General features: G+C 68.0%; 30 protein-coding genes, 1 tRNA gene and 1 riboswitch. Of the genes, 23 read left to right on the plus strand and 8 right to left on the minus strand.

The annotated features are described in order from the left end of the window. The first annotated feature begins 21 nt into the window (after positions 1–21). The 3 genes from secG to AC3A3G_RS04515 all read left to right on the plus strand — a co-directional run bounded on the left by secG (position 22) and on the right by AC3A3G_RS04515 (position 2,401). The gene (gene secG / locus AC3A3G_RS04505) at positions 22–426 is read left to right on the plus strand and encodes a preprotein translocase subunit SecG (protein ID WP_223850708.1); all 405 of its coding nucleotides are present in this window, start codon (positions 22–24) and stop codon (positions 424–426) included. Between the two features lie 123 nt (positions 427–549). After that, positions 550–2,202, plus strand: a complete 1,653-nt coding sequence (pyrG, locus tag AC3A3G_RS04510) for a CTP synthase (protein ID WP_412877474.1) — start codon at positions 550–552, stop codon at positions 2,200–2,202. A gap of 70 nt (positions 2,203–2,272) precedes the next feature. After that, positions 2,273–2,401, plus strand: a complete 129-nt coding sequence (locus AC3A3G_RS04515; protein WP_267907501.1) for a hypothetical protein — start codon at positions 2,273–2,275, stop codon at positions 2,399–2,401. Between the two features lie 22 nt (positions 2,402–2,423). Here the strand turns inward: AC3A3G_RS04515 and AC3A3G_RS04520 are convergent. Both AC3A3G_RS04520 and AC3A3G_RS04525 read right to left on the minus strand, forming a co-directional pair. After that, positions 2,424–2,513 (minus strand) — tRNA-Ser (locus tag AC3A3G_RS04520). Between the two features lie 66 nt (positions 2,514–2,579). Further along, the gene (locus AC3A3G_RS04525) at positions 2,580–3,512 is read right to left on the minus strand and encodes a DMT family transporter (RefSeq protein WP_234287677.1); all 933 of its coding nucleotides are present in this window, start codon (positions 3,510–3,512) and stop codon (positions 2,580–2,582) included. Positions 3,513–3,649: 137 nt separating this feature from the next. Between AC3A3G_RS04525 and AC3A3G_RS04530 the strand changes: the two genes are divergently transcribed. The 6 genes from AC3A3G_RS04530 (at position 3,650) to AC3A3G_RS04555 (ending at position 9,241) form a co-directional block, all read left to right on the plus strand. Continuing rightward, entirely contained in the window at positions 3,650–4,561 is a 912-nt protein-coding gene (locus AC3A3G_RS04530) for a septal ring lytic transglycosylase RlpA family protein (protein WP_487487643.1), read from the plus strand. Positions 4,562–4,601: 40 nt separating this feature from the next. Then, positions 4,602–5,228 (plus strand): dTMP kinase, encoded by a 627-nt coding sequence (tmk, locus tag AC3A3G_RS04535; RefSeq protein WP_487487644.1) that lies wholly within the window; start codon positions 4,602–4,604, stop codon positions 5,226–5,228. Next, complete coding sequence (locus AC3A3G_RS04540; protein WP_487487645.1) at positions 5,225–6,205, plus strand: DNA polymerase III subunit delta'; 981 nt, start codon at positions 5,225–5,227, stop codon at positions 6,203–6,205. Before tmk ends, AC3A3G_RS04540 begins: the two co-directional genes overlap by 4 nt. A 15-nt stretch (positions 6,206–6,220) precedes the next feature. Continuing rightward, positions 6,221–7,006 carry a TatD family hydrolase gene (locus AC3A3G_RS04545; RefSeq protein ID WP_200165375.1) on the plus strand — a complete coding sequence of 262 codons (786 nt, stop codon included), beginning with the start codon at positions 6,221–6,223 and terminating at the stop codon, positions 7,004–7,006. After that, positions 7,003–7,806, plus strand: a complete 804-nt coding sequence (locus AC3A3G_RS04550; RefSeq protein ID WP_200165373.1) for an MBL fold metallo-hydrolase — start codon at positions 7,003–7,005, stop codon at positions 7,804–7,806. Before AC3A3G_RS04545 ends, AC3A3G_RS04550 begins: the two co-directional genes overlap by 4 nt. A 163-nt stretch (positions 7,807–7,969) precedes the next feature. Beyond that, the gene (locus tag AC3A3G_RS04555; protein WP_125900188.1) at positions 7,970–9,241 is read left to right on the plus strand and encodes a dicarboxylate/amino acid:cation symporter; all 1,272 of its coding nucleotides are present in this window, start codon (positions 7,970–7,972) and stop codon (positions 9,239–9,241) included. Positions 9,242–9,309: 68 nt separating this feature from the next. Here AC3A3G_RS04555 and cobU read toward each other — a convergent pair whose 3' ends face one another. Next, positions 9,310–9,831: a bifunctional adenosylcobinamide kinase/adenosylcobinamide-phosphate guanylyltransferase gene (gene cobU / locus AC3A3G_RS04560; protein WP_368922844.1), complete on the minus strand. Its 522-nt coding sequence runs from the start codon at positions 9,829–9,831 to the stop codon at positions 9,310–9,312. A gap of 39 nt (positions 9,832–9,870) precedes the next feature. Beyond that, positions 9,871–10,079: riboswitch (cobalamin riboswitch) on the plus strand. A gap of 132 nt (positions 10,080–10,211) precedes the next feature. Here cobU and AC3A3G_RS04565 point away from each other — a divergent pair. From AC3A3G_RS04565 to AC3A3G_RS04620, 12 genes are read left to right on the plus strand one after another with little or no spacing between them, the layout of a single operon-like run. Then, positions 10,212–12,170, plus strand: coding sequence for a TonB-dependent receptor plug domain-containing protein (locus tag AC3A3G_RS04565; protein WP_487487646.1), 1,959 nt, complete (start codon positions 10,212–10,214; stop codon positions 12,168–12,170). A 4-nt stretch (positions 12,171–12,174) separates the two neighbouring features. Beyond that, complete coding sequence (gene cobD / locus AC3A3G_RS04570; RefSeq protein WP_125900191.1) at positions 12,175–13,185, plus strand: threonine-phosphate decarboxylase CobD; 1,011 nt, start codon at positions 12,175–12,177, stop codon at positions 13,183–13,185. Further along, complete coding sequence (locus AC3A3G_RS04575; RefSeq protein WP_243637579.1) at positions 13,182–14,033, plus strand: ABC transporter substrate-binding protein; 852 nt, start codon at positions 13,182–13,184, stop codon at positions 14,031–14,033. Before cobD ends, AC3A3G_RS04575 begins: the two co-directional genes overlap by 4 nt. Further along, positions 14,030–15,013: a FecCD family ABC transporter permease gene (locus AC3A3G_RS04580; protein ID WP_487487647.1), complete on the plus strand. Its 984-nt coding sequence runs from the start codon at positions 14,030–14,032 to the stop codon at positions 15,011–15,013. Before AC3A3G_RS04575 ends, AC3A3G_RS04580 begins: the two co-directional genes overlap by 4 nt. After that, complete coding sequence (locus AC3A3G_RS04585; protein WP_346520842.1) at positions 15,010–15,786, plus strand: ABC transporter ATP-binding protein; 777 nt, start codon at positions 15,010–15,012, stop codon at positions 15,784–15,786. Before AC3A3G_RS04580 ends, AC3A3G_RS04585 begins: the two co-directional genes overlap by 4 nt. Then, positions 15,776–16,723: an adenosylcobinamide-phosphate synthase CbiB gene (cbiB, locus tag AC3A3G_RS04590; RefSeq protein ID WP_487487648.1), complete on the plus strand. Its 948-nt coding sequence runs from the start codon at positions 15,776–15,778 to the stop codon at positions 16,721–16,723. Before AC3A3G_RS04585 ends, cbiB begins: the two co-directional genes overlap by 11 nt. Then, positions 16,711–18,183 carry a cobyric acid synthase gene (locus tag AC3A3G_RS04595; RefSeq protein WP_487487649.1) on the plus strand — a complete coding sequence of 491 codons (1,473 nt, stop codon included), beginning with the start codon at positions 16,711–16,713 and terminating at the stop codon, positions 18,181–18,183. Before cbiB ends, AC3A3G_RS04595 begins: the two co-directional genes overlap by 13 nt. Next, positions 18,180–19,223 carry a nicotinate-nucleotide--dimethylbenzimidazole phosphoribosyltransferase gene (gene cobT / locus AC3A3G_RS04600; protein WP_487487650.1) on the plus strand — a complete coding sequence of 348 codons (1,044 nt, stop codon included), beginning with the start codon at positions 18,180–18,182 and terminating at the stop codon, positions 19,221–19,223. The genes AC3A3G_RS04595 and cobT overlap by 4 nt, the downstream gene beginning before the upstream one ends. Further along, a complete protein-coding gene (cobS, locus tag AC3A3G_RS04605; protein WP_234287675.1) occupies positions 19,220–19,987 on the plus strand; it encodes an adenosylcobinamide-GDP ribazoletransferase in 768 nt (255 codons plus the stop codon). The genes cobT and cobS (AC3A3G_RS04605) overlap by 4 nt, the downstream gene beginning before the upstream one ends. Continuing rightward, positions 19,984–20,502: a tyrosine phosphatase family protein gene (locus AC3A3G_RS04610; protein ID WP_487487651.1), complete on the plus strand. Its 519-nt coding sequence runs from the start codon at positions 19,984–19,986 to the stop codon at positions 20,500–20,502. The genes cobS (AC3A3G_RS04605) and AC3A3G_RS04610 overlap by 4 nt, the downstream gene beginning before the upstream one ends. Next, positions 20,499–21,116 (plus strand): cob(I)yrinic acid a,c-diamide adenosyltransferase, encoded by a 618-nt coding sequence (gene cobO / locus AC3A3G_RS04615; RefSeq protein ID WP_200165353.1) that lies wholly within the window; start codon positions 20,499–20,501, stop codon positions 21,114–21,116. Before AC3A3G_RS04610 ends, cobO begins: the two co-directional genes overlap by 4 nt. Beyond that, on the plus strand, positions 21,116–21,490 hold the full coding sequence (locus AC3A3G_RS04620) for a DUF1636 domain-containing protein (protein WP_200165352.1): 375 nt from the start codon (positions 21,116–21,118) through the stop codon (positions 21,488–21,490). Before cobO ends, AC3A3G_RS04620 begins: the two co-directional genes overlap by 1 nt. Before the next feature lie 3 nt (positions 21,491–21,493). Here the strand turns inward: AC3A3G_RS04620 and AC3A3G_RS04625 are convergent, their stop codons facing one another. Together AC3A3G_RS04625 and AC3A3G_RS04630 are read right to left on the minus strand one after the other, a co-directional pair. Next, positions 21,494–21,694 carry a DUF2842 domain-containing protein gene (locus tag AC3A3G_RS04625; protein WP_234287674.1) on the minus strand — a complete coding sequence of 67 codons (201 nt, stop codon included), beginning with the start codon at positions 21,692–21,694 and terminating at the stop codon, positions 21,494–21,496. Beyond that, a complete protein-coding gene (locus AC3A3G_RS04630; protein ID WP_200165351.1) occupies positions 21,691–21,942 on the minus strand; it encodes a transglycosylase in 252 nt (83 codons plus the stop codon). Before AC3A3G_RS04630 ends, AC3A3G_RS04625 begins: the two co-directional genes overlap by 4 nt. Positions 21,943–22,080: 138 nt before the next feature. On the opposite strand from AC3A3G_RS04630, the gene AC3A3G_RS04635 reads away from it, so the two are divergent. Next, a complete protein-coding gene (locus AC3A3G_RS04635; RefSeq protein ID WP_200165350.1) occupies positions 22,081–23,136 on the plus strand; it encodes a COX15/CtaA family protein in 1,056 nt (351 codons plus the stop codon). Positions 23,137–23,198: 62 nt separating this feature from the next. Here the strand turns inward: AC3A3G_RS04635 and cobS (AC3A3G_RS04640) are convergent, their stop codons facing one another. Together cobS (AC3A3G_RS04640) and AC3A3G_RS04645 are read right to left on the minus strand one after the other, a co-directional pair. Beyond that, a complete protein-coding gene (gene cobS, locus AC3A3G_RS04640; RefSeq protein ID WP_200165349.1) occupies positions 23,199–24,209 on the minus strand; it encodes a cobaltochelatase subunit CobS in 1,011 nt (336 codons plus the stop codon). 75 nt (positions 24,210–24,284) lie between these two features. After that, a complete protein-coding gene (locus tag AC3A3G_RS04645) occupies positions 24,285–24,713 on the minus strand; it encodes an organic hydroperoxide resistance protein (protein WP_487487652.1) in 429 nt (142 codons plus the stop codon). A 136-nt stretch (positions 24,714–24,849) separates the two neighbouring features. On the opposite strand from AC3A3G_RS04645, the gene AC3A3G_RS04650 reads away from it, so the two are divergent. Further along, positions 24,850–25,122: a hypothetical protein gene (locus tag AC3A3G_RS04650; RefSeq protein ID WP_487487653.1), complete on the plus strand. Its 273-nt coding sequence runs from the start codon at positions 24,850–24,852 to the stop codon at positions 25,120–25,122. Here AC3A3G_RS04650 and AC3A3G_RS04655 read toward each other — a convergent pair. Next, on the minus strand, positions 25,082–25,750 hold the full coding sequence (locus tag AC3A3G_RS04655) for a J domain-containing protein (RefSeq protein ID WP_368922820.1): 669 nt from the start codon (positions 25,748–25,750) through the stop codon (positions 25,082–25,084). The two genes, AC3A3G_RS04650 and AC3A3G_RS04655, sit on opposite strands and share 41 nt — an antisense overlap. Positions 25,751–25,774 lie beyond the last annotated feature (24 nt).

Here is a 25,774-nt window from a genome sequence, read left to right on the forward strand (position 1 = left end):
TGCGCCCACATGAATGACGCCATGCTCCAGACCATTCTGCTCGTCGCCATGATCCTGATCTCGGTCGCCCTGTCGGCCGTGATCCTGCTGCAACGTTCCGAGGGCGGCGCCCTGGGCATGGGCGGCGGTCCTTCGGGCTTCATGACGGCGCGCGGGGCAGGCAATCTGCTGACCCGCACCACGTCGATCCTGGCGATCGCCTTCTTCGTCTGCGCCATCGGCCTGACGATCGCGGGCAACTATGCGCGCGGTTCGCGTTCAGTGATCGACGCCGACGCCGTCGGCTCCATCGCCGTGGATCAGCCGCAGCAGACGGCTCCGGCTACGCCTGAAGCCGCACCGGCGACCCCGGCCGCTCCGGCCGCCCCGTCGCTGGACGATCTGGAAGCCAGCCTGCCGGCCGGCCAGGGCGCGCCCGCCCAATAAGGCGGTCGCCGCCATCGAGTTTGGGGAAGCGCGCCGCAAGGCGCGCTTTCTTCTTTTGATCAACAGTTGGATTTTTCCTGAGCCTCTCCGCGCAGGACGAATCATGGAGTAAGGTGTCCGCCCATGGCTCGCTATGTGTTCATCACCGGCGGCGTGGTTTCCTCTCTTGGAAAAGGCCTCGCCTCCGCCGCTCTCGGCGCTCTTCTGCAGGCGCGCGGCTACAAGGTCCGCCTGCGAAAGCTGGACCCCTATCTCAACGTCGATCCGGGCACGATGAGTCCCTATCAGCACGGCGAGGTCTTCGTGACCGACGACGGCGCCGAGACGGACCTCGACCTGGGCCACTATGAGCGCTTCACCGGCGTCTCGGCGGCCAAGTCGGACAACATCACGACCGGTCGCATCTATCAGACGATCATCGAGAAGGAGCGTCGCGGCGACTATCTGGGCGCGACCGTCCAGGTGATTCCGCACGTCACCGACCAGATCAAGCAGTTCTGCCTGAACCCGGCCAAGACGGACGGTGGCGAGGATGTGGACTTCGTCCTGGTCGAGATCGGCGGCACGGTCGGCGACATCGAGGGGCTGCCCTTCTTCGAGGCGATCCGTCAGCTGGAGCAGGATCTGCCGCGCGGCCAGTCGTGCTTCGTCCACCTGACCCTGCTGCCCTTCATCAAGACCGCCGGCGAGATGAAGACCAAGCCGACGCAGCACTCGGTCAAGGAACTGCGCTCTATCGGCATCCAGCCCGACATCCTGCTGTGCCGCTCCGAAGCCCCGATCCCGGCTGACGAGAAGCGCAAGATCGCTCAGTTCTGCAACGTCCGCCCGGACAGCGTCATTCAGGCGATGGACTCGGCTGACATCTACGCCGTGCCGCTGGACTATCACCGCGAGGGCCTGGACACCCAGGTGCTGGCCCACTTCGGCATGACGGACGCGCCCGAGCCGGAGCTGTCCGGCTGGAACGAGATCGTGCGCCGTCGCCTGCACCCGGACGGCGAAGTCACCATCGCCGTGGTCGGCAAATACACCGTCCTGAAAGACGCCTATAAGTCGCTGATCGAGGCCCTGCAGCACGGCGGCGTCGCCAACAACGCCAAGGTCAACATCGACTGGGTCGAGGCCGACACCTTCGCCGGCGATCCGCAGGCTTGCGCCGAACGGCTGGAAGGCGCCCACGCCATCCTGGTGCCCGGCGGCTTCGGCGAGCGCGGGGCCGAGGGTAAGATCGAGGCGGCGCGCTACGCCCGCGAGCGCAAGATCCCGTACTTCGGCATCTGCTTCGGCATGCAGATGGCGGTGATCGAGGCGGCGCGGAATCTGGCGGGCTATCCCAAGGCGACCTCGACCGAGTTCGGCCCGGCGGAAGAGCCCGTCGTCGGCCTGATGACCGAATGGGTCCAGGGCAATGAGCGCGTGAAGCGCGAGCAGGGCGGCGATCTGGGCGGCACCATGCGTCTGGGCGCCTACGCCTCCACCCTGGCGCCCGGCTCCAAGATCGCCGAGATCTACGGCCAGACCGACATCAACGAGCGCCACCGTCACCGCTATGAGGTGAACATCAACTACCGCGAGGCGGTGGAAGAGAAGGGCGGCCTGTTTTTCGCCGGTCTGTCGCCGGACGGCGTGTTGCCCGAGACGGTCGAGCGCAAGGACCATCCCTGGTTCATCGGCGTGCAGTATCACCCCGAATACCGCAGCCGCCCGTTCGCTCCGCACCCGCTGTTCGCCAGCTTCGTCGAGGCGGCCCTGGTGCAGAGCCGTCTGGTCTGATCACAGACGATTGTAGCGGTGTTCTCCGAATTTCGTGTCAAGTTGTCGTTAACGATTGGGAACGACGCCGATGGCCGGAGACATTCTCTACTTTCTGCACCGCCACTTTAAGGCGGTGTTCGCGATCAGCCTGACGCTGGGCGTGCTTCTGGCGTGCGCCGTGGCTCGAATGACGCTGCGCTTGATTTTCGGGATCTAAGAAAGCCAGCCACTATCCGTAGTGGCGGACAGGGTGGGATTCGAACCCACGGTAGGCTTCCACCTACGGCGGTTTTCAAGACCGCTGCCTTAAACCACTCGGCCACCTGTCCAACGCGACTCGGCGCGCACGCGTGCATAGCCGTAAAGCTGCATGTGATCCAAGTGGAAAGCGCGCCTTAGCTGCGGGTGGGTGCTCGACTTGAGCGGGTAACCAGCCAGATCCCGACGCAGACCAGGATCAGCGCGATCAGATAGCTCCATTTGAACATGGATTCTCCCAGGAAAACGGCGGACAGCGTCACGCCGAAAACAGGGATCAGGAAGTTGAAGGCGGCGATCAGGCCGACTGGATTGTGCTTCAGCAACAGGCTCCACACAGCGAAGGCGACCGAGGACAGCAGCGCCAGATAGAGCAAGAGGGCGCCAGATGCGGCGTTCAGCGCCTCCAGGTGGCCGCCCGTCGCCCATCCGCCGCCGGTCAGCACGGCGCCGCCGATGAATAGTTGCCAACCAGTCATGACCATGGGGTCCATCTCGCGAGAGATTCGCTTGCCATAGATGGAGGCCGCCGCCAGCATGAAGGCGGCGATGACGATGAAGCCTTCGCCCAGCAGTGTGAAATCGAATCCCAATCCTGCTCCGCCTAGATTGACGACGACGACGCCCAGGAAGCCGATCAGGCAGCCCAGAGCCTTGCGCCCGTTCAGACGGTCGTCGGCATAGAGGTAATGAGCCAGTACGACGCTGAAAAAGACGCTGGTGGCGTTCATGATCGAGGACTTAACGCCGGTGGCGTGAGCCAGGCCGATGTAGAAGAAGACGTATTGAATCGTGGTCTGCGTCAGGCCCAGCAGGGCGACTTGTGCGACCTGTCGAGGCCTGAAGCGCAGAATTGGTTTTCTGAGCGCGGCGGCGACGATCAGCAGGATCAATCCGGCCAGGGCGAACCGCCAGCCTGCGAACGCCAACTGGCTGGGAATGTCATTCTGAGCGATGTGCAGCAGGGCGTAGCCGCTTTTTACGGCAGGGAAGGCGCTGCCCCACAATGCGCAGCACAGGGTCGCAAGAACGAAGACCCCGGAGCGGGTCTGATACAGCGGTTGGGTCAAGATCTGCTTCAGGGAGAGGGAGGAAGGAGAGTCGCGACGTTCAGTCGCGCTCATAGGCGCAAACGCCACGTTAACCAAACCGGAAAACCCCCTGGCCCATAAAGGCGGCGTTTCCAGTCGGTCGGAGTAAGTTGATCATGTGGGCCAGAACGTTGAAAGGCGCGATTGTCGCCGCCGCCTTTTCGACCCTGGCGGCGTGCGCCAGCCTTGGGGGCGAACGTGACGCGCCGCTGAATCCGCCCGTGGTGACAGACCCTGCGCCCTTCGTGTCCGGGACCATGCGCCCATATCAGGTGCGCGGGCGCTGGTATCACCCGAAGGAACAGCCCAACTACGATGAAACGGGGCAGGCGTCGTGGTACGGCGCGTATCATCATGGACGCTCGACCTCGACCGGCGAGCGTTTCGACATGAACGCCCTTACGGCTGCGCACAAGACATTGCCCCTGCCCAGTCTGGTCGAAGTGACCAATCCTGCGAACGGTCGTCGAGCGATCCTGCGCGTCAATGACCGCGGGCCCTTTGTGGATGGTCGGATCATTGACCTTTCGCGAGGCGCGGCGGAGGCGTTGGGGTTGCTGAACCAGGGCGTTGGCGAGGTGCGGGTCCGCTATGTCGGTCGTGCGCCGCGCCAGGGCGGCGGAACGCCGATGCAACGCGCGGAGGCGTCACCGCCACGCTCAACCCCGGTAGCGACGCGAGGATCCGGGCCGCGTCCTTATTATGAATCTGCCGCTGTTGAGCAGCCTTCATCGTTTCCGATGCCGCCGCCGCTGCCGGCTCAGCCTGTTCAGCCGTATGTGACGCCGGTCGCCACGTCGCCTGCCGCGGCCTATTGGGTTCAGGCTGGCGCCTATGCGGACAGACGTGGAGCCGACGAGGTCGCACGACGTCTTGGCGACCGTGCTTCCATCCAGAACGTCGATCGCAACGGCCGCCCCCTGTTCCGTGTCGTCGTCGGTCCCTGGCCCGATGCGACCGCCGCCGAACGCGCTCGCCAGGCCGTGATCGCACGCGGTTTCAGCGACGCCCTGTTGATAGGCGGCTGACGGGTCTTGCGTCCCTCGCCCGGGTCGCCATTGTGCGCAGGTGCAGCGAGGCAGATTCATTACGTTCGAAGGCGGCGAAGGCGCCGGCAAGACCACTCAGGCGCGCCTGTTGGTCGAGCGGCTGCGCGCTGCGGGTCTGGACGTGATTCAGACGCGCGAGCCTGGCGGTTCGCCGGGGGCGGAGGAAATCCGCAACATCGCTGTTTCGGGCGAGGCCGACCGCTGGTCGCCCCGCACCGAAACGTTGTTGATGTACGCCGCCCGCTCCGACCATCTGGAGCGCACCATCCGCCCGGCGTTGGCTGCGGGCTCTTGGGTCGTCTGCGATCGCTTCGCCGATTCGAGCCGCGTCTATCAGGGAGCGGGCGGCGGCGTATCTGAAAGCCTGATCGAGGCGCTGGATGCGGCGGTGGTTGACGGCGATCAGCCGGACCTGACCCTGGTGTTCGACCTGCCGGTGGATGTGGGGCTGGAGCGCGCCTTCGGCCGTGGACTGTTCGAGACTCGGTTTGAATCCAAGGGCGTGGCTTTCCATCAGAAGTTGCGTGATGGCTTTCTGGATGTCGCCGAACGTCATCCCGACCGCTGCGTCGTCATCGACGCCACGGGCGAGGTGGACGAGGTGTCCGAACGCCTTTGGGCGGTGGTGGAGGCGCGGCTGCTTTGAGCGAGCACCCGCGCGACCGGTTCGATCTGATCGCGGACCTCAAGGCCGAGGAGGCGTTTCTGGACGCCCTGGATCGTGGCCGTCTGCATCACGCATGGCTTTTGTGCGGGGTCGAGGGATCGGGCAAGGCCAGTTTCGCTTACCGCGCCGCGCGGCGTCTGCTGGGCGCGGCGCCCGACCTGTCGCGCGGGCCGCTGGGCGCTTCGCCGCATGATCCGGTCAGCCGTCTGGTTTCGGCCCAGTCGCATCCTGATCTGCTGGTGCTGGAGCGCCTGGTCGAAGGCGGCAAGCAGAAGAAGTCGATCTCAGTCGAACAGGCGCGTGATCTGCCCGAGTTCTTCGCCAAGAGCCCGTCTCAGGCGCGGCATCGGGTGGCGATCATCGACGCTGCAGACGACCTGAACGTCAATGCCGCCAACGCCTTGTTAAAAATTCTTGAGGAACCGCCTGAAAGCGGTGTCCTGTTCCTGGTGACGCACGCGCCGGGCCGTTTGCTGGCCACCATCCGGTCGCGGTGTCGCCGTCTCAGCTTTCCCGTCTGGTCTGAACATCGGCTGGCGGAACTGGTTCTGCAGCGTACGGGCGTTTCGCCGTCCGAGGCGGACGAGGCCGCGCGCATGGCCGGAGGTTCGCCGGGCGCGGCCCTGGATCTGGCTTCCGGCGCCATGTCCAAGACGGATCGGCTGGCGCGCGCCTGGGTCGAGGGCGGCGCCGTGGACCGCGCTGAGCAATTGGCTGTCGCCGACGGTTTTCGCGGAGCCGAGGGGCAGGCGCGATTCGAGGCCCTGATGGATCGGCTGATCGCGGCGGTGAAGCGGCGAGCGGTCGAGACCGGCGGGCGCGAGGGCGCGCAATGGGCGGAACTGTGGGGACGGTTGTCGGAATTGCCGGATCGCGCGGCGGGTCTGAACATGGACAAGGGAGATGCTCTGGCCGGCGCCCTGGCTGATATCGCCCGCGTCAAGGCATCTGTATGAGAGCGTCCGCCTGAAATGATCATCGACAGCCACGTCAATCTTCACGCGCCCCAGTTCGACGAGGACCGCGACGCCGTGATCGATCGTGCGAGAGAGGCGGGCGTGCGGCTGATGGTCGAGATTTCCGACAAGCTGTCCACCTTTGAGGCTACGCACGCCCTGGCCATGAACAACGCCGACATCTGGTGCACGGTCGGGGTCCATCCGCATGAGGCCAAGGATTACGCCGGGCTGACGGCTGACCGTCTGGTCGAACTGGCTCAACGTCCGCGGGTCATCGGCATCGGCGAGTGCGGACTGGATTTCCACTACGACCTCAGTCCGCGCGATGTTCAGGCGGCGGTGTTCCGCCAGCACGTAGAGGCGGCGCGTCGCACGGATCTGCCTTTGGTGATCCATACCCGCGAGGCGGATGGCGTCATGGCCGACATCCTGCGTGAAGAGCAGGCCCGCGCGCCGTTCAAGTTCCTGATGCACTGCTACACCAGCGGGATGGAACTGGCGGAACTGGCGATGGACTTGGGCGGCTGGTTCTCAGTCTCCGGCATCGCCACCTTCAAGGCCGCCGAGGAGGTGAGGGAGGTCATCCGGCGCATGCCAGAGGATCGCATCATCGTCGAGACGGACTGCCCCTATCTGGCGCCGATTCCGCATCGGGGCCGCCGCAATGAGCCGGCCTATGTCGGCTTGGTGCTGGGCAAGCTGGCCGAGATTCGGGGCTGGTCGCCTGAACAGGCGGATCGCCTGACCACCGACGCTTTCTTCAACCTGTTCGACCGCATCCCAAGGCCTGCGGAATGAGTGAGCTTGAGGTCGTCATCCTGGGGTGCGGCTCATCGGGCGGAGTGCCGCGCGGCGACGGCGACTGGGGCGACTGCGATCCGGCCGAGCCGCGCAATCGGCGCACGCGCTGCTCGTTGCTGGCCCGCCTTCATGGCCCCGATGGCGTGACTAGCGTGGTCATCGATACCTCGCCCGATTTCCGCCAGCAGATGCTGATGGCGGGAGTCCGCCGTGTTGATGGCGTTCTTTATACCCATGACCATGCAGATCAGACTCACGGCATTGATGATCTGCGTGTCTTCGCCGCCCATGCCCGGCGACGTATTCCCGCCTGGATGGATGAGGCGACTCGTACGGCTCTGACGCGGCGGTTCGACTACATCTTCGAGAGCCAGCACGGCTATCCCGCCATCGTCGAGGCGAGGTCGGTTCCATCGCACGGCGAGGTCTGGAGCGTGACCGGACCGGGCGGCGATCTGCCCGTCATCACCTTTGATCAGGCGCACGGGCCGATCCGTTCAGTCGGTTACCGGATCGGCGGCCTGGTCTATTCCAGCGATGTATCTGACCTTGACGAAGCGGCTCTGGATGCGGTGCGCGGGGCTGATTTGTGGGTTCTGGACGCTCTTCGCTATACGCCGCATCCGACCCACGCGCATGTCGACAAGGCGCTGGACTGGATTGCGCGTACGAGAGTGAAGCGGGCCGTGCTGACCAATCTGCACATTGATTTGGATTACCAGCGGTTGAAACGCGAGCTTCCGGCTCATGTTGACGTCGCCTACGACGGCTGGAGCGACCGGCTGTCGTTGGCTTAGGCGCGCATCGGCGTCTGATCCGACATGGATCGCCGGGAGAATATGTGATGGGCGACGACGTTTTTATCGTTTATTCGCTGCTGCCTGAATTGCGGCGGGTGGGGGCCCTCCATTGGTACAACGGCGATGACGGGGCTCCCGTCACGCGAGCCTGGACGACTGTATGAAACGTTTGTTCGCTTACTTCATCATCGGGGCGATGGTCCTCGGGGTGTTGACGGGCTGGGGCCTGAACCACTTCCTGACCGCAGACCAGGCGTCGTCTGCGGCGTCGAACCTGAATCTGATCACCGACGTCTTCCTGCGCCTGATCAAGATGATCATCGCGCCGTTGGTGTTTACAACCCTGGTGGCGGGCATTGCGCACATGGAGGACGCGGCCTCGGTGGGACGGATCGGCGTCAAGACCATGACCTGGTTCATCGGCGCCTCGATCGTGTCGCTGGTGCTGGGTCTGGTGATGGTCCAACTGCTGCAGCCCGGCGCGAACATGCATCTGCCCGAAGCCGTGGCGGCCAGCGCGCCTGCGGCTTCGACGGACGCCTTCTCGCTGCATGGCTTCATCACCCATCTGGTGCCGACCTCGATCTTCGACGCCATGGCCAAGAATGAGATTCTGCAGATCGTCGTCTTCTCGGTCTTCGTCGGAACGGCGGTCGCGGCCCTGGACGACAAGGCGCCGGCGGTGCTGCACCTGGTCGAACAGGCCGCCTCCATCATGCTGAAGGTGACCGAGTTCGTGATGAAGCTGGCGCCCTTCGCCATCTTCGCCGCCCTGGCCTCGACTATCGCCACCCAGGGTCTCGAGATGCTGGGCACCTACGCCAAGTTCGTGCTCGGCTTCTACGGCTCCATGGGCGTGCTGTGGGGTTTGCTGTTCCTGGCCGGAGCCGTGGTGCTGGGCAAGCGGGTGATCCCGCTGTTCCGCGAGATCCGCACCCCGACCCTGCTGGCCTTCTCGACGGCCAGTTCGGAAGCGGCCTATCCGCGGATCCTGGAGGCCCTGCCCAAGGTCGGCGTGCGCCGCCGTATCGTCAGCTTCGTCCTGCCGCTGGGCTATTCGTTCAATCTGGACGGGTCGATGCTCTACTGCACCTTCGGCACCATGTTCATCATGCAGGCCCACGGCGTGCAGCTCAGCGTGTCGCAGCAGATATTCATGCTGCTGCTGCTGATGGTGACGTCCAAGGGGATCGCCGGCATTCCGCGCGCGTCGCTGGTGGTGATCATGGCGACCCTGACCTACTTCGGCCTGCCCGAGGCGTGGATCGCCATCGTCCTGGGCGTCGACCACCTGCTCGACATGGGCCGCTCGGCCACCAACGTCGTCGGCAACTCTGTCGCCGCCGCCGTGGTCGCCAAGTGGGAAGGCGAGCTGGATGACATGCCCGAGGCCGACGGGCAGGACGGCCAGGCGCAACCCGCCACCGTCTGAGCGGGCTCCGGCTGTTCAAGATCAGGGCGTGGAGGAAACATCCTTCACGCCCTTTTTCGTAGCCGCGTTCAGAGGCGTTGCAGCGGCAACCCCATGCCTGCCGCGATCAGCCAGGTTTCGTCCGCCAGGGCAGCGATTCGCTGGTTCAGACGGCCAGCCTCGTCTCTGAAACGGCGGCCCAGAGGGTTGTCCGGCACCAGAGACCACCCGACCTCGTTGCTGACGACCCATAGACGCGCTGGGCAGACGGCCAGGGCCTGGGTCAGGTCGTCGACGGCGGCGGCCAGGTCGCGCTCGGCCAGCATCTGATTGCTGAGCCACAAGGTCAGGCAGTCGACCACCGCCACATCCTCGACCGACAGGGCGCGCACGGCCTCGGCCAGATCCAGCGGCGCTTCGACTTGGCGCCAGCCCTGGCCGCGTTCGGCCTGATGGCGGGCGATGCGGTCGCGCATCTCATCATCGAAAGCCTCGGCGGTGGCGATGAATACGGGCGAGCGGCCCGCCGCCTCGGCGGTCTGTTCGGCCTGCCTTTGGGCGTAGCCGCTCTTGCCGGAACGGGCGCCGCCGAGAACCAGGCTTAGGGTCATGCGTCGTCTCTCCGGTTGACCTGAACTGCGCGCAGTCCTACTGCCACGGTCGCGTCAGGTTCCCCGAAAGGGGATTGAAAGGGAACGGAGTGTGAAACTCCGGCTGTTCCCGCAACTGTAAGCGGCTAGCCCGCGCGTCATACGCCACTGGCGGTCCGGAAGGCCACGGCCTGAACGACTGCTGGGAAGGCGACGCGCACCGGCCTTGATCCGCGAGCCAGGAGACCTGCCTGTCGCCGTCGTTCTCCGTGCGGTCGGGATGTGCCGGGCGGTCGAGGCAACTCGTGTGACGACAGTCGTAAACCAGCCGCGTCAGCGGCCGCTTTCGCTCATCCGGGCGACGGGCGGTCCGGCGCGGCGTCGTCATATGGAGAACCGGAATGAACCGGACCGCATTCGCTACCCTGGCCGCCGCCAGCCTCCTGGCCGCCGCGCCCGCCTTCGCCGCTGAAGTCCTCGATCAACAGGCCGCCGCCCCCGATGTGGCGGGCCGCGCGGGCGCCACCGCCGTTGAGGACGTGGTCGTCACCGCCAACCGCTCGGCCCAGCCGATCGAGCGCGTCGGGGCCTCGGTCACTGTCTTGACCCAGGCCGCCATCGAGGCGCGCCAGACCCCGGCCGTGGTCGAGCTTCTGGCCCAGACGCCGGGCGTCAGCTTCACCCGCAACGGCGGCGTCGGCACCTCGACGGGCGTCAACATCCGCGGCGCCGAGAGCCAGCACACCGTCGTCCTGATCGACGGGGTCAAGCTGAACGACCCGTCCTCGACCCAGGGCGGCTTCAACTTCGGCAACCTGCTGATCGGCGACACCGCACGTATCGAGGTGCTGCGCGGCGCCCAGTCGACCCTGTGGGGCAGCCAGGCCATCGGCGGCGTGGTCAATATCGTCACGGCCGAACCGACCGAAGCCCTGCAAGGCAGCCTCGACGCCGAGGCCGGCGCGCGCGGCACGACCTATTTCCGCGGCGGGATCGGCGGCGCCAACGAGCGCCTGAGCTGGCGTCTGGCGGCCAGCCGCTACGACACCGACGGGTTCTCGGCCTTCGCCAAGGGGACCGAGGATGACGGCTACACCAACACCGGCCTGTCGGGCCGCCTGAACCTCAAGGTGACGGACGCGGTGTCCCTGGACCTGCGCTCGGTCTGGTCCAGCGGCCGCAACGACTTCGACGCCTTCAACGGCGACAGCCGCGAATACGGCAAGACCCAGGAGCTGGTCGCCTACGCCGGACTGAACTTCGACCTGCTGGACGGTCGTTTCCGTAACCGCATCGGCTACGCCCATACCGACACGGACCGCCGCAACTTCAACCCCGACAACAAGGTCCAGACCCTGACCTTTGACGCCGAGGGCCAGAACCGCCGCTGGGAATATCAGGGCGCCTTCGCCTTCACCGAGGCGCTGAACGCGACCTTCGGCCTGGAGCACGAGAAGTCGGAGATGAAGACCCGCTCTCCCGGCGACTGGAACCCGAACCCGGCCTTCGGTCGCGGCGAAGCCGAACTGAACAGCGCCTATGGCCAGGTTCAGTGGACGGTGCTGGACGGCCTGACCTTGACCGGCGGACTGCGCTATGACGACCACGCGCAATATGGCGACAACCTGCTGGGCCAGGTCGCGGCGGCCTGGGCCCTGAACGAGGGCGATACGGTGGTGCGCGCCAGCTGGGGTCAGGGCTTCCGCGCGCCGGGCCTGTATGAGCTATACAGCGAGTACGGCAATCTGAACCTGCAACCGGAAGAGTTCGACAGCTGGGAGATCGGCGTCGAGCAGCGCCTGTTCGACCGCGCCGTCGTCTCGGCGACCTACTTCAACCGCCAGGCGGACAATGAGATCCGCTACAACGGCTGCTCGACGCCCTCGACGGACCCGCTGTGCACCGTCAACGGCGCAGGCCGCTGGGGCTATTACCGCAACGTCCAGAAGACCGAGGCGCAAGGCGTCGAACTGGTCGGCCGCGTGGATGTGACGGAGCGCCTGAACGTCAGCGCCAACTACACCTGGACCGACGCCAAGAGCGCCTCGGGCGCCACGGACGGCAAGCGTCTGACGCGCCGTCCCGAGCATATGGCGAACTTCGCCGCTGACTACGCCTTCACCTTCGGTCTGAAGACGGGCGTGGCGGTGCGTTACGTCGGCGAGACGTTCAACAACGACACGAACACGGCGAAGGTCGACGCCTACACCCTGGTCGATCTGCGCGCCTCCTATCCGATCAACGACGCCCTCGAAATCTACGGCCGGATCGAGAACGCCTTCGACGAGGACTATCAGACGGTCCTGAACTACGGCGCGCCGGGCCAGGGCGTGTTCGGCGGCGTTCGCGTCCGGTTCTGATGCGATGAAGGACGCCGCGTTCCTGACGACGGCGACCCGGCACGGCGGCGGCCTGATAACGGCCGCCGCCGCCTATCCCGACGCGCCGCAGCCCTGGCTGGACCTGTCCACGGGGATCAATCCCGAGCCGTGGCGGGGAGCGCGCGCGTCGGAGGAGGCGCTGAACCGCCTGCCCGATCCCGCCGCCCTGGCGGCGTTGGAGGCGGTCGCTGCGGCCGCCTTCGGCGCTTCGCCTGAGCGGACGGCGGCGGTCGCGGGAGCCGAAGCGGCGATCCGTCTTCTGCCCCTGCTGCTGGGCGTGCGGGCGGTCGAGGTCGTCGGCCCGACCTACGGCGCCCATGCCGAGGCCTGGCGGGCGGCGGGCGTGGCGACGCGCCTGATCGCGCCGGATCAGGCGGCGGCCTCGCAGGCGGGCGTGCTGGTCGTCGTCAATCCGAACAATCCCGACGGGCGCCTGACCCGGCGGGCCGATCTGATCGCCATGGCGCGGGCGCGGTCCAAGGCGGGGCGCTGGCTGGTGGCGGACGAGTCCTTCATCGAATGCGCGCCCGGCGACAGCGTGTCGGACCTGGCCGAGCCGGGGCTGATCGTCCTGCGCTCGTTCGGTAAGTTCTACGGTCTGGCCGGGGTGCGGCTGGGCTTCATGCTGGCGGCGCCCGAGCTGATCCGGCGATTGCGCGCGCTTCAGGGCGACTGGCCGGTCAGCGCCGACGCCCTGACGCTGGGGCTGGGCGCCTACGCTGACGAGGCCTGGCGGCGCCGGACCGAGGCGGCCCTGGCCGAGCGGGCCGATCGGCTGGACGACTTGCTGGCGCGGGCGGGGTTCCAGATCATCGGCGGGACCAGCCTGTTCCGCATGACGCGCACGCCCCACGCCGCGCGCTGGTTCCAGCACCTGTGCCGCGCGGGCATCCTGACCCGGCCGTTCGACCATACGCCCGACGCCCTGCGCTTCGGCGTTCCGGTCGAGCGCGACTTCCCTCGACTGCGACGCGCGCTGGAGGCCTTCGGATGAGGGCGAGCCGGCGACAGGCGCTGGCGGGCGCGGGAGCCATGCTGGTCGTCGGGCCGGCTGCGGCCGACGCTGCGCCGCGCCGCGTGGTGTCGCTGAACGCCTGCCTTGACGCCATCCTGGTCCACGTCGCCGACCGGGGGCAGATCGCCTCCCTCAGCCACTATGCGCGCGAGCCGGTCGGCTCGACCATTTCCGAGGTGGCCGAGACCCTGCCCTTCACCTGGGAGACGGCGGAAGAGGTCATCGCCCTGCGCCCCGATCTGGTGCTGACCAGTCGCCACAGCGCCCTGGCGACCCGCAATGCCCTGGGCCGTCTGAACATCCAGACCGAACTGTTCGCCGTGCCCGACAGCGTGGCCGCAAGCCTGGACCAGGTGCGCGAGGTCGCCCGCCTGGTCGGCCGCCCGGCGCGGGGCCAGGCCCTGATCGCGCGCATCGAGGCGGCCATCGCCGCCGCCGCCCCGCCGCCGGGATCGGCGCCGCTGACGGCCCTGATCTACCAGCCCAACGGTTTCGCCGCCGGGCGCGGCACCTTGATGGACGAGATGATGACCCGCGCCGGTTTCGAGAATGTCGCCGGCCGCTATGGCCTGGGCAAATGGGGCAATGTCCCGGTTGAGCGCCTGCTGGCCGACCCGCCCCAGGTGTTGCTCAGCGGCGTGCCGGTGCGCGGCTCGCGCACCTGGGCCGACCGGGTGATGCGTCATCCGGCGCTGAAGTCCCTGTCCGGGCGGATGGTGCAGGCGCAACTGGAAGAGAAGCTGCTCTATTGCGGCGGGCCGGTGCTGATCCAGACCGCCGCCGCCCTGGCTCGCGCGCGCCGCACGGCGCTGGAGGCCCTGACATGACCCTGCCGCGTCCCCTGGTGATGATCGGGCTTCTGCTCCTGATCGTCGCCCTGTCCGTCGCCAGCATGAGCGCGGGCCGCGTCTGGATTCCGTGGAGCGACTGGGCGAGCCAGCGCGGCGATCCCGCCTGGGCCATCCTGTTCGAGCTGCGCCTGCCGCGCACCGTGCTGGCCCTGATGGTCGGGGCGGTGCTGGGCCTGACCGGGGCGGCGTTGCAGGGCTATACGCGCAACCCGCTGGCCGATCCGGCGATCCTGGGCGTCTCGACCATGGCGGCGCTGGGGGCGGTGCTGACCTTCTATCTGGGCGGGGCGGCCAGCGCGCCGTGGGTGCTGCCGGTCGTGGCCATGGTCGGGGCGGGGATCGGCGTGCTGTTGCTGCTGGCCCTGGCGGGGGCGACCAGCAGCGTCGTCACCTTCATTCTGGCCGGGGTGGTGATTCAGACCATGGCCGGGGCGGGCGTGGCCCTGGCGCTGAACCTGGCGCCCAACCCCTGGGCGGTGAACGAGATCGTCAACTGGCTGATGGGGTCGCTGGCCGACCGCAGCGTGGTCGAGCTGAGGCTGGCGGCGCCGGGCATGATCCTGGGCTGCCTGCTGCTGTTGACCCAAGGGCGGACGCTGGACGCCCTGACCCTGGGCGAGGCGGGGGCGCGGTCGCTGGGGGTGCGGCTGGACGTCGGGCGGATGATGCTGGCGCTGGGGGCGGCCCTGGCGGTCGGTTCGGCGGTGGCGGTGACGGGGTCGATCGGCTTCGTCGGCCTGATCGTGCCGCATCTGCTGCGGCCCCTGATCGGCGCGCGGCCCAGCGGCCTGCTTCTGCCCTCGGCCCTGGGCGGGGCGGCGTTGACGTTGGCGGCGGACATTCTGGTGCGGCTGACGCCCGCTTCGACCGAGATCAAGCTGGGCGTGGCCATGGCGGCCCTGGGCGGCCCCTTCTTCCTGGCCCTGCTGATCACCATGAGAAGGAAGCTGGCATGAGCATCCTGAGCGCGGAGAACCTGTCTGTCCGACTGGGCGACAAGGCGGTGCTGAACGGCGTCGACGCCGCCTTCGCGCCGGGGCTGGTGACGGCGATCGTCGGACCGAACGGGGCGGGCAAGTCGACGCTGCTGGACTGTCTGGCGGCCCTGCGGACGCCTGACGCGGGCCGCGTGACGCTGGACGGCCGAGCCTTGCGCGACCTGCCCGCGCGCGCGCGATCACGGCGCATCGCCTACCTGCCCCAGAACGCCGAGATCGCCTGGGCGGTCGAGGGGCGCACCTTCGTCGGCCTGGGCCGCACCCCCTACGTCGGCGCCTGGGGCTTGAGGGCGGACGACCGCGCCGCCGTGGCCCGCGCCATGGCCGTGGCGGGGGTGGAGGCCTTCGCCGACCGCGTCGTTTCGACCTTGTCGGGGGGCGAGCGGGCGCGCGTCCTGATCGCCCGCGCCCTGGCCGGAGAACCGCAATGGCTGCTGGCGGACGAGCCGCTGGCGGGCCTCGATCCGGGTCATGTGCTGGACGCCTGCGACCTGTTCCGGCGGCTGGCGGATGAAGAGGGGCGGGGCGTCGTCCTGACCCTGCACGACCTCGACGCGGCCTTGCGCGTGGCGGATCGGGTGATCGTTCTGGCTGAGGGACGCGTGCTGGCCGACGCCGCCCCGGCCGAGGCCCTGTCGCCCGAGGTGCTCAAGACGGCGTACGGCGTCGAGGCGCGCACCCTGGACGGCGCGCGCGGCCCGGTGCTGGAGATGGTCGGCCGTGCCCGTTAGCAGCCTGCCCATGCCCTGGATCGTCGCGGGGGCTTTGCTGGTCGAGGGCGTCGTCGGCTGGTCCCGGCGCCTGTCGCATCCGGTGGCGTGGCTCGGCGCCCTGATCGCGGTGCTGGAGCGGCGCTGGAACAAGGCGGAACGGCCCGAAGGCGCACGCCGCATCCTGGGCGTCGTCACGGTCCTGATCCTGATCACGGTCGCAGGCGGGGCGGGCTGGGGCGTACAGGCGATGGCCGCCGCCTCGCCGTTTTGGCCGGGGGTGGCGTTGCTGTTAGTCTGCGGCGCGACGGGACTGGCGGCGCGCAGCCTGTTCGACCACGTCCGCGCCGTGGCTCGGCCGCTGAAGGCGGGCGACCTGCCCGCCGCGCGTCTGGCGGTCGGCATGATCGTCGGCCGCGACGTCGAGGCGATGGACGAGAACGAGGTCGCGACGGCCGCTCTGGAAAGCCTGGCCGAGAGCTTCTGCGACGGCGTGGTCGCGCCGGTCTTCTGGTTCGTGATCGGCGGCCTGCCGGGCCTGTTTGCCTATAAGGCCATCAACACCGCCGACAGCATGATCGGCCACAGGGAGCTGCGCTGGCGGGCCTTCGGCTGGGCCGCGGCGCGGATCGACGACGTGATGAACTGGATCCCGGCGCGCATCGCGGGCGCCCTGATCGCTCTGGGCGGCGCAGGCGGTTGGCGCATCATGTGGCGCGATGCAGGCAGGCACGCCTCGCCCAACGCCGGGTGGCCCGAGGCGGCCATGGCGGGCGCGCTGCGGGTTCGACTGGGCGGGCCGGTCCGCTATGACGGCGTCATGACCGACCGACCTGTCTTCGGCGACTGGGCGCCGCCGTCCGCTCATGATCTGAAACGCGGGCTGAAGGTTTACGGCCTCGCCTGCGCCCTGTTGCTGATGCTGCTGATCGGCGGGGGCTTCGCATGGCCGCGCTGATGATTCAGGGCTGCGGTTCGGACGTGGGCAAGTCGGTGCTGGTCGCGGGCCTGTGCCGCGTCTTCGCCAATCGCGGCCTGAAGGTGCGGCCGTTAAAGCCGCAGAACATGTCCAACAACGCCGCCGTCACAGCGCCTGACTCTGAAGGCCGCACCGGCGAGATCGGCCGTGCTCAGGCGCTTCAGGCGCTGGCCTGCCGCACGCCGGCGACGGTCGACATGAACCCCGTCCTGCTGAAGCCGCAGAGCGACACCGGCGCCCAGCTGGTCGTGCGCGGTCAGGTCGAGGGCGTGTGGCAGGCGGCCGGCTATCAGGACCGCAAGGCCGCCCTGCTGGACGTGGTGCTGGACAGCTTCCGCCGTCTTCACACCGAAGCCGATCTGGTGATCGTCGAGGGGGCGGGCAGTCCGGCCGAGACCAACCTGCGCGCCGGGGACATCGCCAACATGGGCTTCGCCCGCGCGGCGGACGTGCCGGTGGTGCTGGTCGGCGACATCGACCGGGGCCATGTGATCGCCTCTCTGGTCGGCGCCCATGCGGTGCTGGACGATGAAGACCGGGCGATGATCAGGGGCTTCATCATCAACAAGTTTCGCGGCGATCCGGCCCTGTTCGATCAGGGGCGGGCCGAGATCACGCGGCGCACCGGCTGGGCGGATCTGGGCATGGCGCCGTGGCTGGCGGACGCGCGGGCGCTTCCGGCCGAGGACGCCGTGGTGCTGGAGCGGTCGGGGGGGCAGCGTGGCGGAAAGGTGCGGATCGCCGTCCCCATGCTGTCGCGCATCGCCAACTTCGACGACTTCGATCCGTTGCGGCATGAGCCGGGCGTGGACTTCGGCTTCGTGCCGCCGGGGCAGGCCCTGCCGGGCGATGCGGACCTGATCATCCTGCCGGGGACCAAGGCGACGCTGGCCGATCTGGCCTTCCTGCGCGCGCAGGGCTGGGACGTGGATATCGCCGCCCATGTGCGACGCGGCGGGCGGGTGCTGGGCGTGTGCGGCGGCTATCAGATGCTGGGCCGGACGATCAGCGATCCCGACGGCGTCGAGGGCGTGGCGGGTTCGGCGCCGGGGCTGGGCCTGCTGGACGTCGAGACGGTGCTGGCGGGGGCCAAGACGCTGCGCCGGGTGGAGGGGCGGCTGACGCCCTCGGGCGCGGCGGTTCGGGGCTATGAGATCCACATCGGCCGCACTGACGGCCCGGATACGGCCCGCCCGGTCGCCGTGATCGACGGGGCGGCGCATGGGGCGCGCTCGGGCGACGGCCGGATCGCGGGCCTCTATGTCCACGGCCTGTTCGACCGGGTCGAGGCGCGGGCGGCGCTGCTGGCGGAGGTCGGCGCCATATCCGACGGCGTGGACCAGGGCGCGCGGGTGGATCAGGCGCTGGACCGCATCGCCGCCGTTCTGGAAACCCAATTCGACATTCCGGCGCTGGCCCGGATCGCAGGACTGACATGACCGAACTGACCGACCTTCTTTCCGTGCCGACCGTGGATCAGGGGCTGCGCGCGCCGCTGCGGCAGGCGCTGGACGGCAAGGCCAAGCCGGTCGGCGCCCTCGGCCGGATCGAGGATCTTGCCCTTGCGCTGGGCCTGATCCAGCAGACTCTGCGGCCGACCGTGACCCGGCCGGTGCTGCTGGTCTTCGCCGGGGATCACGGGCTGACGCGCTCAGGCGTGGCGGCCTATCCGGCGGGCGTGACCGTCGCCATGGTCGACACCCTGCTGACAGGCCGGGCCAGCGCCAACGCCTTCGCCGGGGTCGTCGGCGCGCAGGTGCAAGTGATCGACGCGGGCGTCGCCGCCGACCTGTCGGAGCGCGCAGGCCTGATCCACGCCAAGGTCGCGCCGGGCACGAAGGACGCCTCGGTCGAGCCCGCCATGGCGCCCGATCAGGCGCAGGCCGCCCTGCTGGAAGGCGCCGCCATGGCGCGGGCCGCCATCGACGACGGCGCCGATGTGATCGCGCTGGGCGAGATGGGCATCGGCAACAGCGCCTCGGCGGCCCTGCTGATGCACCGGCTGGCGCCCGCGCCTCTGGCCGACTGCGTGGGGCAGGGGGCGGGGCATTCGCCCGAGGGCATGGCGCGCAAACAGGCCGTGCTGGCCAGGGCCGCGGCCCGGTCGGACGCGACGGCGCCGATGGAGGTGCTGACCCAGTTCGGCGGCTTCGAGATCGCCATGATGGCCGGGGCCCTGCTGGGCGCGGCCAAGGCGGGCGCGCCGGTCATCGTCGACGGCTTCATCGGTTCGGCAGCGGCCCTGCTGGCGATCCGGCTGGCGCCGGAGGCGCGCGACTACTGCATCTTCGCCCACGCTTCGGCCGAGGCCGGGCATCGTCGGATGCTGGAGGCGGTCGAGGCGCAACCCTTGCTAGGCCTCGACATGCGTCTGGGCGAGGGGACGGGCGCGTTGCTGGCCGTGCCGCTGTTGAAGGCGGCCTGCGCCCTGCTGTCCGACGTGGCCGAGCTGAAGGACATATTGGAGGCCGCGCGATGATCGGGCGCGAGGCGCGACTGTTCGTCTGCGCCCTGCAGTTCCTGACGCGCCTACCGACGCCGTCGCTTCGTGATTTCCAACCCGAGTGGATTCAGCAGAGCGCGCGCTGGTTCCCGCTGGTCGGGCAGGTGGTGGGCCTGATCGCGGCGGTGATCCTGTACGGCGCGGCGCAGGTGTGGAGCCCGTGGATCGCGGCCCTGCTGGCCGTGGCGGCGGGCGTGGCGATGACCGGCGGCTTCCACGAGGACGGGCTGGCCGACACCGCCGACGGTCTGGGCGGCGGCCAGACGCGGGCGCGGCGGCTGGAGATCATGAAGGACAGCCGCCTCGGCTCATACGGCGCGCTGGCGCTGGGGCTGACGCTGGCGTTGCGGGTCGCGGCGCTGGCGATGTTGGTCGCCGTCTCGCCGTGGATGGCGGCGGCGGCGCTGGTGGCCTCGCATGGCCTGGGCCGGGCGGCGGCGGTCGGGGCGATGGCGCTTATGCCCTATGGCGGCGACCCCGGCATGGCCAAGGAGGGCAAGCCGGACCGGGCTTCGATCGCGGGGCTGGCGGTGGCGGTGCTGGTCGCCCTGTGGCCGCTGGCCCTGCTGCCGGTCGCGGCGGGCGTGGTCGGTGTGGCGACGGGGCTGGTCGTCGGCGCGGTTCCGGCGTGGCAGGCGCAGCGGCTGATCGGCGGGCGCACCGGCGACGTGCTGGGCGCGGTCGAACAGATGTTCGAGGTCGGCTTCCTGCTGGCCGTCGCCGGATTTCTGGCGGCATGAGGTTGATCGTCTCGTCCCTGCCGCAGGTCGAGCGGCTGCTGGCCGCGCATCAGCCGTCGCATCTGGTGACGCTGGCCTCGCCGGGAGCGGAAGCGGCCTTTGACACCGAACACCGGCTGGACCTGCGCTTCAACGACATCGCCGCCCCGCGCGAGGGGCTGGTCGCGCCGTCGGCTGAACATGTTGAGGCCCTGATAGCGTTTGCGCAGGGATGGACCGGCGCGCGGCCTCTGCTGATCCACTGCTGGGCGGGGGTCAGCCGCTCGACGGCGGCGGCCTATGTCGTCGCCTGCGCCCGCACGGCGCGGGGGCGCGAGGATGAGTGGGCCGCGCGTCTGCGCGACGCCGCGCCGACCGCTACGCCCAACGCCCTGATCGTCGCCCTGGCCGACCGCCTGCTGGACCGCGGCGGCGCCATGGTCCGCGCCGTCGAGGCTATCGGCCGGGGCGCGGAGACCGACTGGGGCGCGCCCTTTGAACTGGACCTGACCGCTGAAGGAGACGGCCGCCGATGAACGACCCGCACGACGCCGAACTGAACGCCCGCCACGCCGAGAAGATGAAGCGCATCCAGGCCGCCCGCGCCCGGATGATGCAGTCAAAGACCGTCGAGCGCGGCCTGGTCATCGTCCACACCGGGACGGGCAAGGGCAAGTCGACGGCGGCCATGGGCATGGTCTGCCGCATGATCGGCCACGGGATGAAGACCTCCATCATCCAGTTCATCAAGGGCGCGATGGAGACGGGCGAGCAGACCCTGTTCGACAGCTTTCCCGATCTGGTCGAGATGCGGCCGATGGGCGAGGGCTTCACCTGGGACACTCAGGACCGCGCCGCCGACATCGCCAACGTCCGCCGCGCCTGGGAGGCCGCCAAGGCCCGCATCATGGACCCGGAATGGAAGATGGTCGTCTGTGACGAACTGAACATCGCCCTGCGCTACGACTACCTGCCGGTCGAGGAGGTGCTGGAGGTTCTGGCCGCGCGTCCGGCCGACACCCACGTCGTCATCACCGGCCGCAACGCCCCGGACGCCCTGATCCAGGCGGCCGATCTCGTCACCGACATGCAGATGGTCAAGCACCCGTTCCGCAGCGGGGTGAAGGCCCAGGCCGGGGTGGAGTTCTGATGACGGAGGCGACGGCGCGACTGATCGTCTGCACCACCTGCCGTCTGTCGACGGACGAGCCCGTGGACGCGGACGGCGTCTCGGGCGGGCGGTTGCTGCTTCAGGCCGTGGCGACGGCGGCTGAACGCGCGCCCGAACTGCGGGTCGAGGAGCAGGCCTGCCTGTGGGCCTGCCGCAGCCACTGCACCGTCTATCTGGCCCAGGGCGGCAAGCCAGGCTACCTAGCCGGAACCTTCATGCCGACCGCCGAGGCGGCTGAGGCTATCGTCGACTTCGCGCGCCGCTACGCCGCCAGCCCGGACGGCGCCGTGCCCTATCGCGACTGGCCCGAGGGGATGAAGGGCCACTTCATCGCCCGCCTGCCTACGGTCTAGAGCCTATTTTTCTCGCTCGGCCCAGCGCAGCAGGGGAATGAGCGGAAGGCCCCAACCGACGCCCGCGACGGTGAAGAAGATCAGATCGATCCACCGGGCGTCCGGCAGCAGATCGTGCACCGTCACCGCCCCCCAGATCCAGAAGATCAGGAAGAAGATAACACCCAGAGTGGCGACGAAACGGCGCGCGCGGGGAGGCATCATCGTTTGCTCCGGAACAGGAAGAAGGCGATCAGGCCGATCACCGTCGCCGCCATCGACCAGGGCAGCCATGCCCAGTCGGCCAGGGTGGCGATGGCGAAAACCCGAATGGCCAGGAAGGCTCCGCACGCCCCACTGACCAAGGCGACAAGCATGACCGCGCCGATTCCGCGCCGACCTGTCAACAGGTCGGCGACCCACGCAAGGAGCAGGGCGCCGGCGACGGCGATGGCGATCTCGATATATGGCACCGACCGGCGCTCCCTGACTGCTGTGCGACGCTTTGGCGAAGAAAGCGACTCGATCTTGTCTCGCGAGAGGGGCATATCCCTCGGTTCCGCCGCCCGCGAAAGAGGCGGCAGCATATCGGGGCGAACGGCAGGCGTCGAATGAAGCGTATAGGTGAATTGGACCACAGCCGCGCGGTGGCGCTGTGGTTGTTTTTCTGCGCGACCTTGGTGTTCGCCATGGTGGTGGTCGGAGGCGCGACGCGCCTGACCGGCTCGGGCCTGTCGATCACGGAATGGAAGCCCATCATGGGCGCCCTGCCGCCGATGAACCACGCCGACTGGGTCGAGGCGTTCGACAAGTACAAGGCCATCCCCCAGTACGTCGAGGTCAACGCTGGCATGAGCATGGCGGAGTTTCAGTACATCTTCTGGTGGGAATGGGCGCACCGTCTGCTGGGACGTCTGATCGGCGTGGTCTTCGCCGTGCCCTTCGTCCTGTTCCTGGTCTTCCGCGCCATTCCGCGACGCCTTATCGGGCGCTGTGCGATCCTGTTGGCCCTGGGCGGCCTGCAGGGGCTGATCGGCTGGTGGATGGTGTCCAGCGGCCTGGCTGAGCGCATCGATGTGGCGCCGGAACGGCTGACGACCCACCTAGGCCTGGCCTTCCTGATCTTCGCTGGACTGATCTGGACGGGGCTGGAGGCTTGGTCCGGTTCGGACTTCACGCGCGCGCCGCGCGGCTGGAGCTGGGGCGCTGGCCTGCTGCTGGGCGGCGTCTTCTTCCAGTGTCTGCTCGGCGGCCTGGTGGCCGGGGCCAAGGCGGGCATGATCTATACCGACTGGCCGATGATGAACGGCGCCTTGTTCCCGCCGGTCGAGTGGGGGCAGGGGGCGCTGGCCTTCCTGCACGATCAGGGGCTGGTGCAGTTGAACCACCGGATCGGCGCCTATGTGCTGCTGTTCGCGGGCACCTTCTATGCGGTTCAGGCCCTGCGCGGGCGTCTGGGCGAGGGGCTGGGCGCTTCGGCCCTCGTTTTGGCGGGCGCGCTGTGGCTGCAGGCGGGGCTGGGCGTCCTGACGCTGATCCACGCCGTCCCGGTGACGCTCGGCGTGCTGCACCAGGCTGTGGCGGCGCTGGTGCTGGCGACGGCTACGGTCAATCTGTGGCTGGTGCGGCGTTCACGTCCGAGGATGTTCGTCTCGGGACTTCGCTAAGAAAAAAAGGCCGCCTTCCGGATCTGGAAGGCGGCCTTCTCAATTGCGCGAGGGGGAAGCCTCTAGCCGATCTTCACCCGCGTGGCGGATTCCGGCAGGTCTTCGCCGAAGGCGCGTTGATAGAATTCGGCGATGGTTGGCCGTTCCAGTTCGTCGCACTTGTTCAGGAAGGTCAGACGGAAGCTCAGGGCCACGTCGCCGCCGAAGATGATGGCGTTCTGGGCCCAGGTGATGACCGTGCGCGGCGACATGACCGTCGAGATGTCGCCGTTCATGAAGGCGTTACGGGTCATGTCGGCGACGCGGACCATGGCGGCGATGCGGCGCTTGCCCTCGGCGTCGTTCCACTCGGGCACCTTGGCGGCGACGATCTCGGCTTCCACGTCGTGGTCGAGGTAATTGAGCGTGGTGACGATGTTCCAGCGGTCCAGCTGCGCCTGGTTGATCTGCTGGGCTCCGTGGTACAGGCCCGTGGTGTCGCCCAGGCCGACCGTGTTCGAGGTGGCGAACAGGCGGAACCACTTGTTCGGACGAATGACGCGGTTCTGGTCCAGCAGGGTCAGGCGGCCCTGCGCCTCCAGCACGCGCTGGATCACGAACATGACGTCCGGACGGCCCGCGTCATATTCGTCGAACACCAGGGCGACCGGGCGCTGCAGCGACCACGGCAGGATGCCCTCGCGGAATTCGGTGATCTGCTTGCCTTCCTTCAGGACGATGGCGTCCTTGCCGATCAGGTCGATGCGGCTGACGTGAGCGTCCAGGTTGACGCGAACCATGGGCCAGTTCAGGCGGGCGGCGACCTGCTCGATGTGGGTTGACTTGCCGGTGCCGTGATAGCCCTGAACCATCACGCGGCGGTCGTAGGCGAAGCCCGCGCAGATGGCGAGCGTCGTCTGGGGATCGAAGCGATAGGATTCGTCGATCTCGGGGACGTGGCTGTCGCGCGTCTCGAAGGCGGGCACGACCATGTCGGAGTCGATGCCGAACGCTTCCTTCAGCGTGACCTTGCGGTGCGGTTCAAGGATGACGAGCGGATCGGGGGAGGCGTCGAGCGGAGAGGTCATGACCATCCACCTAGCGCCCTCGCGCGCGCGGCTCAACACGCGCGAGGGGCCGGATGATTTATTCGCCCTGGGCCGGTCGGATTATTCCGCCGACAGGTCCACGTCGACGTTGCCGCGCGTGGCGTTGGAATAGGGGCAGACCTGGTGCGCCTTCTGGATCAGGTCGTCGATCACCGCACGATCCAGCCCATGGTCCGTCACCCGCAGGGTCACGTCGAGATTGAAGCCTTCACCGCGGATGTTCTTGCCGAAGCCGATCCCGGCCGAAACCTTGGTGTCCGGGCCGACCGGCGTACCCGCCTTGCCCGAGACCAGCCGCAGAGCGCCCATGTAGCAGGCGGCGTAGCCCGTGGCGAAAAGCTGCTCGGGATTGGTCCCGTCGCCGCCCTTGCCGCCCATTTCGGTCGGAACGGACAGGCGAACGTCGATCTTGCCATCGTCGGTAGCCGAGCGACCTTCGTCGCGCCCTCCGCCGGAGGCCGTGGCGTGGGCGCGGTACAGGACTTCCATGGGGCAGGCTCCATAAGAGGTGAAGGAAGAATGGACGTGGGGACGCCGTGTATCAGAAACAACGGTTCTGTGATTCGAAACGTCCACAGGCGGGTGTTAATAATTGCGACATCGCTCCCATAGGGGAGGGGCTGAAATGACCACGCTGCCGCAGTTCTTCTGCTATGTTTATGATGCGCCCGGCCGGACGCCTCAGATGCTCGCTCTTGAGGCGAACACCTTCACGGAAGCGATCCGCGAGACGCGGCGCGTGATGCGCGGCGAGAGCGGCGTGGAGGCTTTCGCAGAAATATGGGATTCGTCCGAACTGGGCGGCCAAGTCACACGCATAGACGCTCCACCCGGCGGCGGGGGGCTGTTGCGGGCGATCAGGCGTAACCGGCCTTTTTCAAGGTTTTCCAGGCTTTAATGACGCTTTGAAGCTTGGCCTCTGCGCCGCGGTCGCCGCCGTTGGTGTCAGGATGAAAGCGTTTCAACATCTCATGATAGCGCGCCTTGACGGCGGATTTGTCCGCACCCGGTTCCAGGTTCAGGTCTGCCAAGGCGGCGCGCTCTAGCTTGCCCATGCGTTGTTCGGGGGCGTCGGCGACAGGCGCGTCCTGGGTGCGGCGCCCGAAAAGGCCAAAGCTGTCGCGCCATGAACCGGCGCCCGCGTTGTTGTTCGTGCCGAACTTCGCGGCGAAGGCGGCGGCCTCACGCGTTTGCGGGCCAGCTTTCATCTGCCAGGTGGGGCGGCCCCCGGTCATGGCCTCGTTTTCTTGGGCCGCGCGAATCTGACCTTCGTTCATGCCTGCGTAGAAGTTCCAACCCTTGTTGTACTGCCCGGCATGGACCTGGCAGAAGTTGTAGAACTCGTTGAGCTGTTCGCGCGACTTGGGCGCCTTGGCGCTGGCGGGCTGGGTGCAGTCGGGCCACTCGCAGCGCTTCTGGCCGGGTTTCAGGCGCAGGACATCAGCCTCGGCTTCTTCCTCTTCGGGCCGAGGGGGCTTCACACGGATGTCGGTGAAGCGAGGCTTGTATTGAAAAGAAGCGGACATCCTCCGAAGTGTAGGCCTGATTTG

Source organism: Brevundimonas sp. Soil_N_31, assembly GCF_057655995.1.

What these genes read in the sequence shown, in the direction of transcription:
- secG (WP_223850708.1), top strand. Translation starts at nt 22, where the DNA reads ATGCTCCAGACCATTCTGCTCGTCGCCATGATCCTGATCTCGGTCGCC.
- pyrG (WP_412877474.1), top strand. Translation starts at nt 550, where the DNA reads ATGGCTCGCTATGTGTTCATCACCGGCGGCGTGGTTTCCTCTCTTGGA.
- AC3A3G_RS04515 (WP_267907501.1), top strand. Translation starts at nt 2,273, where the DNA reads ATGGCCGGAGACATTCTCTACTTTCTGCACCGCCACTTTAAGGCGGTG.
- AC3A3G_RS04530 (WP_487487643.1), top strand. Translation starts at nt 3,650, where the DNA reads ATGTGGGCCAGAACGTTGAAAGGCGCGATTGTCGCCGCCGCCTTTTCG.
- AC3A3G_RS04545 (WP_200165375.1), top strand. Translation starts at nt 6,221, where the DNA reads ATGATCATCGACAGCCACGTCAATCTTCACGCGCCCCAGTTCGACGAG.
- AC3A3G_RS04550 (WP_200165373.1), top strand. Translation starts at nt 7,003, where the DNA reads ATGAGTGAGCTTGAGGTCGTCATCCTGGGGTGCGGCTCATCGGGCGGA.
- AC3A3G_RS04555 (WP_125900188.1), top strand. Translation starts at nt 7,970, where the DNA reads ATGAAACGTTTGTTCGCTTACTTCATCATCGGGGCGATGGTCCTCGGG.
- cobU (WP_368922844.1), bottom strand. Translation starts at nt 9,831, where the DNA reads ATGACCCTAAGCCTGGTTCTCGGCGGCGCCCGTTCCGGCAAGAGCGGC.
- AC3A3G_RS04565 (WP_487487646.1), top strand. Translation starts at nt 10,212, where the DNA reads ATGAACCGGACCGCATTCGCTACCCTGGCCGCCGCCAGCCTCCTGGCC.
- cobD (WP_125900191.1), top strand. Translation starts at nt 12,175, where the DNA reads ATGAAGGACGCCGCGTTCCTGACGACGGCGACCCGGCACGGCGGCGGC.
- AC3A3G_RS04575 (WP_243637579.1), top strand. Translation starts at nt 13,182, where the DNA reads ATGAGGGCGAGCCGGCGACAGGCGCTGGCGGGCGCGGGAGCCATGCTG.
- AC3A3G_RS04580 (WP_487487647.1), top strand. Translation starts at nt 14,030, where the DNA reads ATGACCCTGCCGCGTCCCCTGGTGATGATCGGGCTTCTGCTCCTGATC.
- AC3A3G_RS04585 (WP_346520842.1), top strand. Translation starts at nt 15,010, where the DNA reads ATGAGCATCCTGAGCGCGGAGAACCTGTCTGTCCGACTGGGCGACAAG.
- AC3A3G_RS04595 (WP_487487649.1), top strand. Translation starts at nt 16,711, where the DNA reads ATGGCCGCGCTGATGATTCAGGGCTGCGGTTCGGACGTGGGCAAGTCG.
- cobT (WP_487487650.1), top strand. Translation starts at nt 18,180, where the DNA reads ATGACCGAACTGACCGACCTTCTTTCCGTGCCGACCGTGGATCAGGGG.
- cobS (WP_234287675.1), top strand. Translation starts at nt 19,220, where the DNA reads ATGATCGGGCGCGAGGCGCGACTGTTCGTCTGCGCCCTGCAGTTCCTG.
- AC3A3G_RS04610 (WP_487487651.1), top strand. Translation starts at nt 19,984, where the DNA reads ATGAGGTTGATCGTCTCGTCCCTGCCGCAGGTCGAGCGGCTGCTGGCC.
- cobO (WP_200165353.1), top strand. Translation starts at nt 20,499, where the DNA reads ATGAACGACCCGCACGACGCCGAACTGAACGCCCGCCACGCCGAGAAG.
- AC3A3G_RS04620 (WP_200165352.1), top strand. Translation starts at nt 21,116, where the DNA reads ATGACGGAGGCGACGGCGCGACTGATCGTCTGCACCACCTGCCGTCTG.
- AC3A3G_RS04625 (WP_234287674.1), bottom strand. Translation starts at nt 21,694, where the DNA reads ATGATGCCTCCCCGCGCGCGCCGTTTCGTCGCCACTCTGGGTGTTATC.
- AC3A3G_RS04635 (WP_200165350.1), top strand. Translation starts at nt 22,081, where the DNA reads ATGAAGCGTATAGGTGAATTGGACCACAGCCGCGCGGTGGCGCTGTGG.
- cobS (WP_200165349.1), bottom strand. Translation starts at nt 24,209, where the DNA reads ATGGTCATGACCTCTCCGCTCGACGCCTCCCCCGATCCGCTCGTCATC.
- AC3A3G_RS04645 (WP_487487652.1), bottom strand. Translation starts at nt 24,713, where the DNA reads ATGGAAGTCCTGTACCGCGCCCACGCCACGGCCTCCGGCGGAGGGCGC.
- AC3A3G_RS04650 (WP_487487653.1), top strand. Translation starts at nt 24,850, where the DNA reads ATGACCACGCTGCCGCAGTTCTTCTGCTATGTTTATGATGCGCCCGGC.
- AC3A3G_RS04655 (WP_368922820.1), bottom strand. Translation starts at nt 25,750, where the DNA reads ATGTCCGCTTCTTTTCAATACAAGCCTCGCTTCACCGACATCCGTGTG.